Source organism: Micavibrio aeruginosavorus ARL-13, assembly GCF_000226315.1.
Lineage (GTDB): Bacteria > Pseudomonadota > Alphaproteobacteria > Micavibrionales > Micavibrionaceae > Micavibrio > Micavibrio aeruginosavorus_B.
Map to the genome: position 1 here is coordinate 491,226 of NC_016026.1, position 13,236 is coordinate 504,461.

The following is a 13,236-nucleotide window of genomic DNA, read 5'->3' on the forward strand; positions in this document are numbered from 1 at the left end:
CTATCACACGAAAAGTTTGCATAATTCGCCGCTCTTATGTATAGACCTTCGGAACATTTAAAAAAAGAGGCCATAAAGACCACAAAACCCGGGCCCATAAGAAACCAAAGTTTGTAATAGAGAGATCAAAAGGACATTCACAAATGACCGAGACACCGAACACCCAAACGGCTGACGAAACCCTGAACGCCCCGCAACCACCTAAAAACTGGAAACAAAAAGGCTTGTCGATCGGGTTTAACATTGCGTCCGGTTTTGCCGTGGCGGGAATGCTGGCAAAATTTGGTGTTGTTGGTGCGGTTTTGACGGCGGCAATGCCGGTGGCGGCTCCCGCAATTGCGGTGACGGCGGCAACGATTGTCCTGACTGGGATTTTGACGGGCCTGGGCACCAGCGCACTGCGCTATGGTTATGATCGCGTGACTGCGGGCAAGGCCAGCATGACAGCCACCGATGTTGTAAAACGTATGGGCTGGGCGATGATTGGTGGTGCGCTGTTCTTTGGTGCCAACGAACTGATCGGGTCATTCTTCGGTGCACCGGATGCAGCTGTATCGGCACCGGAAGTCACCCCGCAAGCGACCGCTACGCCAGACGTGACAGCAGTCGAGCCGGCTGCTGGCGATGCCATTGTGACGACTGATGTCGAATGCGAAGATGCTGTGGCCAAGGCCGCCGAAATTCTGGCGAAAGAAAATGATCTGACGCCGTGCGCAGACGAAGCCCTGCACTTGGCGCAGGCGGGTTCGGCCCAGGCAACCAAGGACCTGGGTCTGTTCTTCCTGAGCGGGTATGAAGGTGTTCCGGTGGATACGGCGATGGCCGTTGATCTGCTGAAACAGGCCGCGACCGCTGGCAACGAACAGGCCATTCAGGATTTGGCCTATCTGGAATTCCATGGCAAGGCTGGCTTCGTTGCCAACCCGGGCGAAGCGCTGAAAGCCATGATGACCGTGGATACCGCAACCGCGCGTGAATTCGTTGCCCAATGGACCGCCATGGGCGTTGAGGCCCCGGCAGATGTCGTGGCACCGACCGTGGATACTCCGGTTGTTGAAACCCCTGTAGCGGAAGCACCTGTTGTTGAGGCCCCGGTTGTTGAGGCTCCTGCCGCTGAAACCGTTGCGCCGGACGCGCCGCAGGCTGATGGTGTTGCTGCCGACGTTGATTGCGTTGATCCGGTAGCCAAGGCCGCCGTGATTATGGCCGCGGAAACGGATCTGACGCCGTGTGCGGAACAATCCCTGAAAATGGCGCAAGCCGGCAATGCCCAAGGCGTGAAAGATCTGGCGGCGTTCTTCCTGAACGGCACCGATGGTCTGCCGAAAGATCCGGCGCTGGGTGTTGAATTGCTCAAAGGCGCGGCTGAGGCTGGTAATGTTCAGGCGCAAGTCGATCTGGCGTACCTGCAATATCATGGTTTGCATGGCGTTGAAGGCGGAAAAGATGCCGCGTTGGCCGCGATGCAGGAAATCAAATCCGCAGCCGCCCGCGAATTCGTGTCCGCATGGACCGGACAAGCCGTTGAAGGCAGCGGCGATATGGTTTTGGATATTTCCGCAGACGCCAAAGGCAACATGATCATTGATATTGATGCCGGAAGCGAAAAAGTTCTGAGCCAGTCCTGCACATTCTCGATGGCGGCGAATGGTACGGGTACGGTAGATTGCGCGATTGAAACGAAAGCCGGTGTCAAAACCATTCAGGCGATCATTGAGGATTGCGACAAAATGTTCCCGAACCTGAAACCGGCGTTCTAATTCCGCAAGAAAATATATCCGTTTCGATGCTACCCCGGCGAAAGCCGGGGTCTTCGTTTATGGGTTTTGGTAAATCTTTCTCTTTCCAGCATTCCCGCGAAAGCGGGAATGCTGTGTAGGAGGGTTATTCCGCCGCGCGGGCTTGCAGGCTGGGGACCAGATCGCCGTAAAACGCGCTTTTGTGCCATGTCACTGCGCTGGAAATAATGTCGTTCAGGCTGGATGCGGCTTTCCACCCCAAAACGCGCTGGGCTTTGTCCGTTTGGGTCAGCATCACGGGCACATCTCCGGCGCGGCGTGGCGCGATACGCACATCAATGGTTTTGTTCAGGTGTTTTTCAACCGCATCAATAATCTGTTGCACCGAATATCCGTGCCCGGTGCCCAGATTGACGATGTCACTGCCCCCGCCATTTTGCATGTGGTGCAGGGCGGCGATATGCGCATCGGCCAGATCGCAGACATGGATAAAATCGCGCAACGCCGTGCCATCCGGCGTATCATAATCATTCCCGAACAGGGACAGCGGCCCTTCGTACCCCAGACCAGATAAAATCACACGGGGCAACAGGTTGGTTTCCGGCCAGTGTGCCTCACCAATGCCAATGGTTTCGGGGGCCGCGCCTGCCACGTTGAAATACCGCAGGACGACCGAGCGCACACCGTGTGAATCCAACGCGCGCAGGGCATTTTCCGCGCGGATTTTGCTTTCGCCATAGGGGTTGGCGGGCTGGAGTTTCGTATCTTCGTTCACATACCCATCGGCATGGGGCACGCCATAAACGGCGGCGGTGCTGGAAAAAACGACATGGTTGATGCCGCAATCGGCCGCCGTGTCGAACAGGGTTTTGGCCCGGGCGGTGTTGTTGTCAAAAAAACGATCCGGTTCACGCATGGATTGCGCCACGTCGGTCAGGGCGGCGAAATGCATAACCGCGCTGGGTTTATAATCGGTGCAGATTTTGCGGATCAAATCGGCATCGCCAATATCACCCTGCACCAAATCCCCCCATTGCACGGCCCATGCATGTCCGGTGGACAAATTGTCCAGCACGACGGGCGTATATCCGGCGTCATGCAAACGCCAGCACACATGCGATCCGATATATCCGGCACCGCCGGTGACAAGAATGGTTTTGCTCATGTTCGTGTCCCGATTAAAGATTGGTACACATCATACATGGCTTGCGTCACATGGGTGGATGAAAATTTTTCGGCAATCAGCGTCCGGCTGGCCAGCCCCATGCGCGTGGTTTTTTCGCCATCACTGGCAAACGATTGGATGGCATCGGCCAACGCCTGTGGGTCTTGTTCGGGGATCAGGATGGCATTGATGCCATCCTTGGCTACTTCGCGGCATCCGGGCACGTTGGTGGCGATCATCGGGCGGGCACAGGCCCCGGCCTCCAGCAACGATACGGGCAAACCTTCGCCACCAATGGTCGGTTGCAGGGCCAGATGCGCCTGTGGCCACAGGGCGGCCATATCGGTTTGATATCCGCGATAAATAACATTTGGGTTGGATGCGGCCCAATCGGTCAGGCGTTGTTCATCCCATGATTCCGGATTGCCCGGGTCCGGCGTACCGCAGAGCCAGAGTTTAATATGCGGCGCGGTATCCTTTAAAATCGCAAACGCATCATGGATGGTTTGCAACCCCTTCATCGCAATCATGCGGCCCGCAAACATGCAGATGAATGGCGGGGTGGCGGGCATCGGCGCGGTTTGATACCGGTCAATATTCACGCCCGATCCGGGAATGATGGTGGTGCGGTCTTGCACGGCCATGCGGTCGCGGGTCATGCGGTTTGCGTCGTCGCTGTTTTCAAACAAGGTCCAGACCGTGTCGCGTTTTACAACGGCGCGCAGCAACGGGAAGATCAATGGGCGCAAAACGCGGGTCAGGGGAATATCGCTGTAAAACAATGTGCCCAGCCCGACATAGCCATTCACAATGCGCGGCACACGGGCCAGCCATGCGGCCAGTGATCCGAACAAGATGGGTTTCAAGGCAATGTGGTGGACAATGTCCGGACGTTCACGGCGATAAATATTGGCCAGTGCGAAAATATTACCGATGGCGGTGATCGGGTTTTTGCTTTTCCGGCTGAAGGGGAAGGGAATGACGCGCACACCTTCGGCCTCGATCCGGGCGCGGTGCTGGTCCACGCGGGTGATCAGCGCAACGTCAAAACCGGCCCGCACCGCCGCCCGCATGGTGGGCAGGCGGTGGATGTAAAAAAACCAGTCTTCGGTCACAACGTAAATCAGTTTCATGCCGCCATCGTCTTACGGGAAAGCGCGGTGCAGAGCAAGGCAAGGCTTGGTCCTTGCCATAATTATTCGTCAATTATTCGACAATTATTCGTCTCTGGCCCCCGGCTTCCGGCGCGGGAAGAGCAGCCCGGTCAGAATGGTGGCCTGCCGTGGCATGGGGACCAGTTTTTGCTGTTCATCCAGCGGCACGGGTGGGCGCACCCGCATCCGGTGCAGGACAAAGCCGGCCAGTGCCGCAAATGTCACGGCGATGAAGGCGAAGAAGGCGTGCGGCCCGAACATATCCATCAACGCCGCCGCCACCGTGGGGCCAAGGCAAGCCCCAATGCCGTTATAGATCAGCATGCTGGCGCTGGCCGATACGAACTGGCTGGGGTGTAAATGGTCGTTGGTGTGGGTGATGGCCAGCCCGTAAAGCGGCATCGCCATCCCGCCATAGAGAATAACGGCGAGGATACCCGGAAATTGCGCCGGGCTGCCAAGCGCGCACAGGGCGGCCATCAATGCACCGATGCACGATGTCACCAAAATCATTTTCCGGTGGTCGAACCGGTCGGACAACCATCCCATGGGCAATTGCGAAATCATCCCGCCCAGAATGATGCTGGCGATAAACAACCCAATCTGGTGCGATTGTAATCCTGTCTGCGCGGCATAGACGGGGCCAATGCCAAGGGCCACAGCGCCCAAAACTCCGGCGCAGGCCGTGGCCACAACACCCAACGGTGAGGCGTGGAATAATTCACGCAAGCCCAGCCGTGCCGGCGCCGCGAAGTTTGGAGCCGATCGCGGGATCAGCGCAATCGGCAACAACGCCAGTGAAATCAGGATCGCGATAATCACGAACAATTCCATCTGGGCCGGGTCCGCCACGGGCAGCAGCAATTGCCCGGCGGCCAAGCCACCATGCGACAGCATCATATAAATGCTCAGGATCCGTCCACGGTTGCCCGCCTGCGCCAGATCGTTCAGCCAGCTTTCAACAACAACGTACAGGCCCGCAAAGCTCAATCCGCTGAAAATGCGTATGATGGCCCAGGCGAGCGGGTGGACAAACAGCCCGTGCAACAAAATGCAGATGGCGGCCATGGCGGCCAGCGCGGCAAAGACGCGGATATGCCCAACCCGGGCCAGCAATTTCGGCGTGGTCAGAGACCCCAGCAAATATCCGCCAAAATAACACGACATGATCAGGCCGATGACCGTCGTGTCATAATTTTCAATCGTCGCGCGCAGACCCAGCAACGTGCCCTGTAGCCCGTTGCCAATCATCAATAATGCAAAACCAAGGAAGAGGGGCCACGACTGGGCTAGTACGCTTTTCATTTATTTGGACACGCGATCGATCAGGGGTTGAATGTGCGATTCATATTTCCGCCAGCTTTGTACGGCGGTTTTGTAAACGGGCTTAATCACCTGCGCCTTGCTGGCGGTAATGACGGCGCGTTTATGTTCGTGCGGTTTCAGACAGGCATCATTCCACGGCAGACCGATATAATCGATCAGCTTGCGGGCCTGTGATTCCAGATCGTTGACCGTATCCTCGTAATCAATCTCGATAAACGCATCGGGGATGGTGTCGCGCCAATGCTGCATCATGCGTTCATAGGCCTGATAATATTGGCCCAACTCGTCCAGATCGTAACTCCAATATTGCCCGCGCGCGAAAAGCTGTTTGTAACAAGACAATCCCGTATCGACGGGGTCGCGGCGGCAATGGATGATTTTGGCATGGGGCAGGGCTGCGGCAATCATGCCGATGCGTGAAAAATTGCCCGGCATTTTGTCGGTGATGCGTTTGGCGCGCCCGGTTTTATCCAGTTTGCGAATGCGTTCGACGTACATGCGACCAATATCGGCGGCATTGTCCGGTGTGACACGCCCGCCGAAGAGTTGTTCGCACACGGTGAAATCGTGTAATTCTCCGGCACCGTAAACATCTGGGTGGGATGACAGGATTTGTTCGGTCAATGTCGTGCCCGATCGTGGCATGCCGACGATAAAGACAGGAATATCGCTGTCATAGCCAAGGTTTTTGGCAATCGCGGGCGATGCAAACCGGGCAATATCATCCAGTTGTTTGCACGCGTCCCCAATATCAAAGAAAATGGTTTTGCGCTTGGTGTCGTTGCCACGGCGCAGATAATCAAAGGCGCGGTCGTAGTCCTTCAAATCTTCGTAGGCTTTATACAGGGCAAAATACAGGCTGATTTCCTGTTGCTGTCCGAATTGTTTGATGCGCGGTTCCAGTGCGTGCATGGCGGCCAGGTCCGCATCATCGGCGGATTCAAATTTTTTCAATTTGACCAATGTCAAATACGGCCCGGGAATATCCGGCGCCATGGTGATGGCGCGGCGGATATAATCGAGCGCGTCCGCTTCGTTCCCCAGTGACAGGGCAATTTCCGCCTGCATGGCAATGCCGTGCGCGAAATCGGGTTTGAGGGCGAGGGCGCGATCAACATTGTCCCGCACGGCGTCCAGATCGTTTTTAATAAATAGAATTCCAGCCTTGCGGTAATACGGATCTGGCATTTCGGGGCTGATGGCAATGGCGCGGTCGATGGACGATAACGCATCATCAATCCGGCCTGCGCGTTCCTGTGCTGCCGCCAGTTTCATATAAACGCGTGTTGAATCCGGTTTCAGTCGCAACGCTTCGTTCAGCGCCAGTTCCGCCTCATCAAATCGTTCGGCCATCAGCATGACATCGCCGAAATCAACCTGCGCTTCGGCGGAATCGGGTTTGAGTGATACGGCACGGCGTGCTGCATCTTCCGCTTCGCGAAGGCGTCCAAGTTCGCGCAAGGCCAGGCTCATACTGCTCCACGCTTCGACGTAATCGGGGTCGAATGTTACGGCGTATTTGGCCGCCACGGCGGCATCGGCCAGCTTCATCTGGTCGATCAGCGCGATGGCCAGATTGTGGTGGGCAACGGCGTAATCGGGTTTAATGGCGGTGGCATGGCGATAATAATCCTCGGCTTCGACACTGCGGCCCAGATCACGCACGGCATTGCCCAGATTGCACCATCCTTGCGCGTTGTTTTCATCCAGTGTGATCGCCTTGCGGCACGCTTCTTCCGCATCATGCAATCGCCCCAAATCACGGTGGGCATTACCAATATTGCTCCATGCGTTCGAGAAGGTCGGATTGAAGGTCAGGGCCTGATGCCAGGCGGCAATCGCCTCTTCGGCGCGGCTCTGTTCCACCAGCGCGTTGCCCAGATTGAGATAGGCGTCGGCAAAATCGGGGCGCAGGGCGATGGCGCGGCGGGCTGCATTTTCTGCATCCGCATAACGTTTTAAAATCCACAGCGTGTTGGCGCGGTTGCTGTGGACATCGGGGTAATCGGGGTTGATGGCGATGGACCGATCATACTCCGCCAGCGCCGCGTCATATTGCCCCGATTCCGACAGCATGATGCCGTGGTGGTTGGCGATTTCGCAATCATCCGGGGCCTGTGTTGCCGCTTCGCGCAGGCTGTGGACCGCGTCCTGTAACTGCCCCCGGTGGTAACAGGTTAGGCCCAGCATGTGGCGCGCCGGGTAGTAGTCAGGCATATTGGACAGAATGTCGCGGAACGTGCGGTCAGCCACCATCAGATTGCCCGCCTGCAAATGCTGGACGCCAATATCAAAGGCTTCGTTGATGGTGACAGTGCGTGGCGCGGTCATGGCTTTAAATTACATAATGTAAAAATTGGTTTTGTTGTTTTGGCTCTCTCCACCTCTATCACGCCACGAATGCAGCGGGCCAGAGGATGCGTGTGTTGCAATCGAAAAAAACATTGGTATTATGAAATTTCACTTAAATGACTCTTCAGGCGAATCAGGCACACTGCTGTGTATCGAATCGAAGAATCAGTGCGGCGTGCGTGTGCTTGTTCTTTCCGCCTGCGTGTTTGTAAAAAATTTCTCGCGTACATTTTCTCATTATTGATTGAACCCGCATTCGCATGGTTGTGATGATCCGTGACGAGTGACAACAAAAAGAATAGTTAGAAGGAACCATGCCATGAAAATGATAAAAATTCTGATGCTGGGCGCTGCGGTCGCTGTGATCGGCTCCGGTATTGTGATGCAGAAGGCCGACGCGGCAACCGACGCATTGGATGTGGAAGCGCGGATTTTGAACGCCGTAACCATCAACTGCACGGATGAGTTGAACTTTGGTTATCTGGCCGTTGGTGAAGCCGGGACGGTAACGATTGATACCGCAGATGGTCGCACATCAACGAACGCCAACCTGATTATTCCCGGTGGTACGATCCAGTCCGGCAGCTGTGATGTAACTGGCGATAACACTGTTGTCATGGAAATTACGGGTACGCCGGGGACCATCACCGATGGAACGGATACGCTGACCGTTAACAACTTCACTTTTGACGATCCGGTCGGTGCGCCGGGTGCGGGCCCATATGCAACAACGGGAACGGGTGCGGCTGTGGCCGTCACTATTGGCGCTGATCTGGTTGTAGCTGGTACGGAAGCTGCTGGTTCCTATACCGGCACCGTCGATATCACTGCCGATTACCAGTAAACTATACTCTTGCGTGTCAATGCTGGTTCTTGGATCATGAAAGCCGGGGGTTGTGAAACCTCCGGCTGATCCTCTCAACGAATAAGAACCTTAAAACGAAAAGGCGATCGCTTCTATGGCACGACGCCACGCTCCATGGGGAAAGACACTGCGTTCCGGGGCCGCGCTGGTTTCGGCGGGGGCGTTGATGTCTGTTGGCGCGCTGGGCGTGGTGCGGGCGATGGCGGCCACGGTGACATTGCCCATTCTTGTGAATGTCGTTAAGTCCATCGAAGTCACGATCAATACGTCGTTAAATTTTGGCACGGTGGCGATCACCAATCCCGATGTTGTCGGTGCCGTACGGTTGGACCCGTCGACCAGCCGGCTCAGTCTGGATGGTCGTGGCGGTCTGGCGCTGGCGGGTGGCACGCCGAAGGCTGGCCGGATTCGTATCAGCGGCGCGCCATTTCCGGTAAATGTTTCCCTGGCCGCCGATACCATGCAGATCAGCAACGGCGTCGATTTCATGACGGTCAGCAAATTTAATTTCATGACGGATCAAGCGGGCCCCCGCGTCACCATTACACCGGGTGGTGCGGGCAGCTCGGCCTTTCTGAATATCGGGGCCACGCTGACATCGCGCACCGGGCAACCGACAGGCACCTATACCGGGGCCAACACAATCTATGCCAACTATCAATAAAGCGCTGTTTTATTGCGTGTTGTCATATCGCGCCATTGTGGCTGTCATTGAATTGCCGGATGAAGTGGGGCACAATGGCATGATTATAAAACCATTTCACATTTTTGCGCGATCATAACGGATACGTCATGTTGATGAATAAAAAACCCAGAACATCATCCCGCCACAATATTTTTGTACGTGGTTTGTGTGTGACAGCGGCCGCACTGGTTCTAACGCTGGTCGCGAATGATGCGCAGGCCATCCGCCTGACGATGAAACGCGTGATGTTTGAAGGGTCGCAACGCACGGCGGATTTGACCATCATCAACAACACTGCCGAAGAACAGGTTTACCGCCTCGGTTTCAAAACCATGCGTATGACGCAAAGCGATGGACTGGAAACATTGGAAGACGGCGCGCAAGATCCAGCTTTGAAAAGTGCGGATAGCATGGTGCGGTTTTCGCCGCGCCGCGTGACCATTCCCGCCGGTGGATCGCAACAGGTGCGCCTGATGCTGAACAAACCGAAAGACGTTGTGGATGGGGAATATCGGTCCCATTTCTGGATCCGGCCCGAGGCTGAATCCGCAAAATTCGATCCTGCTCCGCAAGACAATGCCGCCAACGGGCCCAGTGTGCAGATTAAAATGCTGGCAGGCGTGACGTTGCCGGTTTTCGTGCGGGTGGGGCCAATGAATGTCACGGCGAGCATCGAAAATGCCAAGGCCGTGCGCAATGGCGACCGCATCGCCGTGACCATGGATATCAACCGTGATGGGAACCGCAGCCTGTATGGTGACGTTGAATTTTCCTGTAGCGGAAAAACGCTGCATCAGGTGCGGGGCATCGCGGTCTATACCGAATTGACGAAGCGGACGGTCCGTTTGAATATGCCCGTACCAAAGGACGGGTTTGGTGGATGTGCTACGATGGATGTGGTTTATCGGGCCGAGGCGAGTGACGCGCAGTACAAAGGCGGCGTGATTGCGCAGACCAAAGTTGCGGTGCCATAAGGGCTCTTTGGTGTTTTATTGCCCGCCGGGCTGAAGCGTTTATTACCAAATAAAAACCCGTCTGATTCAGGCGGGTTTTTTCCTGTCCACAACCTGCGCAAAACGGCTTGCGTGCTTTGTGAAGCCTTTGAAAATCATGCTAGAATCGGCATCCGCCCTTGGTGTTTTGAGGGGCGTCTCTGGCCGCCAGTCTGGCGGGGTTTTTATCACGTTCTGAATTTTTGAATTACGCCATTTTGTCCGGGTCAAAACGATCACAATTGTATTCTATTGCACGTGCCCTGGTGTTCGGGGTTGCGCTGATATCCTGTGCGATGATCGTGGCACAGCAGGCTCGCGCACAGGATGATGGTTATTATATCGACGGGCCGGAAGAATTGATTTTTTCCGTTATGGTCCCGCCCTATGTTCTGTCATCGGGTATTATTGCGTATCAAAACGATGTGCGGTTTTATTTGCCCGTTGTGACGTTGGCCAATCTTTTTGATTTTGGTATTGAATCCGATCTGGGTCGTGGCGTCGTATCTGGCTGGGCGTTGGAGGAAGGAAATACGTTCAGCATTGATACGGAACGTAAGACATACGAAGTTGCCGGCAAACGCGAAACGCTGGGCGACCTGGATGTCTTGTCTGGTGATGCAATCGATTCAACGGATATGTATGTTGAAATTGGTGTGCTGAATAAAATATGGCCGGTGGAGCTGGGGATCAATATTTCCATGCTGGCGGTTGAGGTGTCATCGGATGAAAAGCTGCCCTTTATGCAGAAAATGGAGCGGCAGGATAAGCGCGACATGCAGTTGGAGATGCGCAAGGCCCGTCTGGCGGCAAAACGCTCCGATCTGCCTTTTGTGCCAACGCCCTATCGCGCGTTCAGCCTGCCCTTCGTCGATCTGGATACGGAATGGGGGTATGACAGCGACGAAGACGACACAACGGGCACGTTGCGCCTGACGGGTGTGAATGATCTGGGATATTTCCAGGCGGATTACACAACGACGCTCGGCTATAAAAACGGCGATCTGGAAGAACCGGACAATATTCGCCTGCGATTCTCACGGGAGGCACAGGGAGAGGATTCTCTGTTTGCGGGGTTTCGTCACATTGAATGGGGCGATACGCGGGCCCGCCATTCGACGTTGATTGAAAATGGAACGTCGGGACGCGGTGTTTATGTGACATCGACGGATCGCGCCCGTGATGGCGAATACGATATCACAACAGTCGAAGGTATTGGTACACCGGGATGGGAGGTCGAATTATACCGCAATGGCGAATTGCTGGACTTCCAGATTGTGGATGCGCGCGGTGAATACCGGTTTGAAGATGTGCCACTGAATTTCGGCAATAACCGTATCCGCCTGGTTTTTTACGGGCCGCAGGGGCAAATTCGCGAACGGATCGAAAATTATTCCTTCGGTTCCGGCATGGTTGAGCCCGGCCAGTTCCAATACAGCCTGTCCGCCGTCGATGCGAACGAGGATTTGATTCGCCTGAGCGATGATAATGTCGATAACCCCGAGGGAATCGCCTATAGCGGGCGGGCATCATACGGCCTGATGCGGGGCCTGACCGTGTTTGCAACAACATCACAAACGCCAACGCGTGATGATGACACCCATAATTACGTAACCGGTGGGGCGGCTCTGTCCACGGCTCTTGGTCTGTTTCAGGTCGAAGGGTACAAGCAGTTGGACGGTGGGCAGGCCATTGACCTGCGTTATAACACCGAATGGAAGGGTGTTAATGTGGCCCTGCGGACGGCGTTGTACAACGATTTTGAAAGCGCGGACGCCGGTTTTGGCGATGGTGCGTTGAAGCGCGATCATGAGGGGGATTTGTCCCGCAATTTCAAACTGCCTTTTGGGTTGCTGACGCTGGGCTTTAATGCGCGGGAAGAAGAAAACAAAATTGGCGATACGCGCACATCGTACCGCACACGGCAAAGCCTGTCTTTTGCCGGTGTGCGTGTTGGGAATACGACCACAACATCCCTGACGGATGGCAGCCATTCAAACTCGACCGGGCAGGTGAGCGTCAACGTGCGGCAGCAACGCTGGTTGCTGCGATCACAACTGGACTATGATATTTTTCCAGATCGTGACGTCACCAATGTGCAAAATGAATTACGGTACAGCGAACCGGAAGGTTTTTTTACGGCGCTGAATCTCAATCATAATTTTGTCGAATCGCAATCCTCTGTCGGGGTGCAGTTGGGATATGATTTCGAAAAATTCCTCGGCAGTGTTGAAAGTCGGTGGCAACAGGACGAAGGGTTTAGTGTGTTGATGCGGGCCTCGACCGCCTTGGCGCCGTTGGGTCCGAATGGCAATTATACGATGACGTCGGATCGTCAATCGGCCGTGGCCCCGGTGCGTGGCCGCGTGTTTCTGGATCAGGATGGCGACGGTATTTTCGATGAGGGTGAACAGCCCCTGCAACATGCCCAGATTATGGTGGGCAGTTACAACGGAGCCAACGAAACGGATGAACACGGGCAAACGATCAATTACGGCACGGCCTATCGCCCCAGCAATGTGATGCTGGATGACAGCAGTCTGGAAGATCCGTATTACCGTTCGGGCAGTGAGGGGTTCAGTGTTTTTCTGCGGCCCGGTGTGGTGCCGTCATTTGATTTTCCGGTTGTCGTAACGGGGGCGATTGACGGCATGGTCGCGCGGGTCGATGGCACCCCGGTTCAGGGCATGCGACTGGAACTGGTGAATAAAGACGGCTCCGTTGTCATGACGACGGACAGTGCCTATGACGGATATTACACTTTTGAATTTGTGCCGCCTGGTACCTATACCGTGCGGGCTGATCCTGCCTATGGCGTTGATGTGCCGCACCAGACCGTAACCGTTGAGGGTGATGACCTGTTTCCCGGTGGGGTTGACCTGCAACTGATTACCCCTGCGGCAGGCGGATCGGATTAACCCGATGTAAAGGGGCTGGATGCTAGCGTGAACTGTGTTG

The 13,236-nt window shown here is 55.4% G+C and carries 9 protein-coding genes; 5 read left to right on the forward strand and 4 right to left on the reverse strand.

The window, feature by feature from the left end; all coding sequences use genetic code 11:
• Positions 1-143: 143 nt before the first annotated feature.
• The gene (locus MICA_RS02180; RefSeq protein WP_014102034.1) at positions 144-1,760 is read left to right on the forward strand and encodes an SEL1-like repeat protein; all 1,617 of its coding nucleotides are present in this window, start codon (positions 144-146) and stop codon (positions 1,758-1,760) included.
• 124 nt (positions 1,761-1,884) lie between these two features.
• On the opposite strand, the gene galE is transcribed toward MICA_RS02180, so the two are convergent.
• From galE to MICA_RS02200, 4 genes are all read right to left on the reverse strand, one after another.
• On the reverse strand, positions 1,885-2,904 hold the full coding sequence (gene galE / locus MICA_RS02185; RefSeq protein ID WP_014102035.1) for a UDP-glucose 4-epimerase GalE: 1,020 nt from the start codon (positions 2,902-2,904) through the stop codon (positions 1,885-1,887).
• Positions 2,901-4,037, reverse strand: coding sequence for a glycosyltransferase family 4 protein (locus MICA_RS02190; protein ID WP_014102036.1), 1,137 nt, complete (start codon positions 4,035-4,037; stop codon positions 2,901-2,903). Before MICA_RS02190 ends, galE begins: the two co-directional genes overlap by 4 nt.
• An 84-nt stretch (positions 4,038-4,121) precedes the next feature.
• Positions 4,122-5,363 carry an MFS transporter gene (locus tag MICA_RS02195; RefSeq protein ID WP_081463058.1) on the reverse strand — a complete coding sequence of 414 codons (1,242 nt, stop codon included), beginning with the start codon at positions 5,361-5,363 and terminating at the stop codon, positions 4,122-4,124.
• Positions 5,364-7,715, reverse strand: a complete 2,352-nt coding sequence (locus tag MICA_RS02200) for a tetratricopeptide repeat-containing sulfotransferase family protein (protein WP_014102038.1) — start codon at positions 7,713-7,715, stop codon at positions 5,364-5,366.
• Positions 7,716-8,055: 340 nt separating this feature from the next.
• Here MICA_RS02200 and MICA_RS02205 point away from each other — a divergent pair, with 340 nt between their 5' ends.
• The 4 genes from MICA_RS02205 to MICA_RS02220 all read left to right on the forward strand — a co-directional run bounded on the left by MICA_RS02205 (position 8,056) and on the right by MICA_RS02220 (position 13,196).
• Positions 8,056-8,580 carry a DUF4402 domain-containing protein gene (locus MICA_RS02205; RefSeq protein WP_014102039.1) on the forward strand — a complete coding sequence of 175 codons (525 nt, stop codon included), beginning with the start codon at positions 8,056-8,058 and terminating at the stop codon, positions 8,578-8,580.
• 115 nt (positions 8,581-8,695) lie between these two features.
• Positions 8,696-9,265 carry a DUF4402 domain-containing protein gene (locus MICA_RS02210; protein WP_014102040.1) on the forward strand — a complete coding sequence of 190 codons (570 nt, stop codon included), beginning with the start codon at positions 8,696-8,698 and terminating at the stop codon, positions 9,263-9,265.
• A gap of 128 nt (positions 9,266-9,393) precedes the next feature.
• Positions 9,394-10,260, forward strand: coding sequence for a fimbrial biogenesis chaperone (locus tag MICA_RS02215; protein WP_014102042.1), 867 nt, complete (start codon positions 9,394-9,396; stop codon positions 10,258-10,260).
• A gap of 314 nt (positions 10,261-10,574) precedes the next feature.
• Positions 10,575-13,196, forward strand: a complete 2,622-nt coding sequence (locus MICA_RS02220; RefSeq protein WP_014102044.1) for a carboxypeptidase regulatory-like domain-containing protein — start codon at positions 10,575-10,577, stop codon at positions 13,194-13,196.
• The last annotated feature ends 40 nt before the right edge of the window (positions 13,197-13,236 follow it).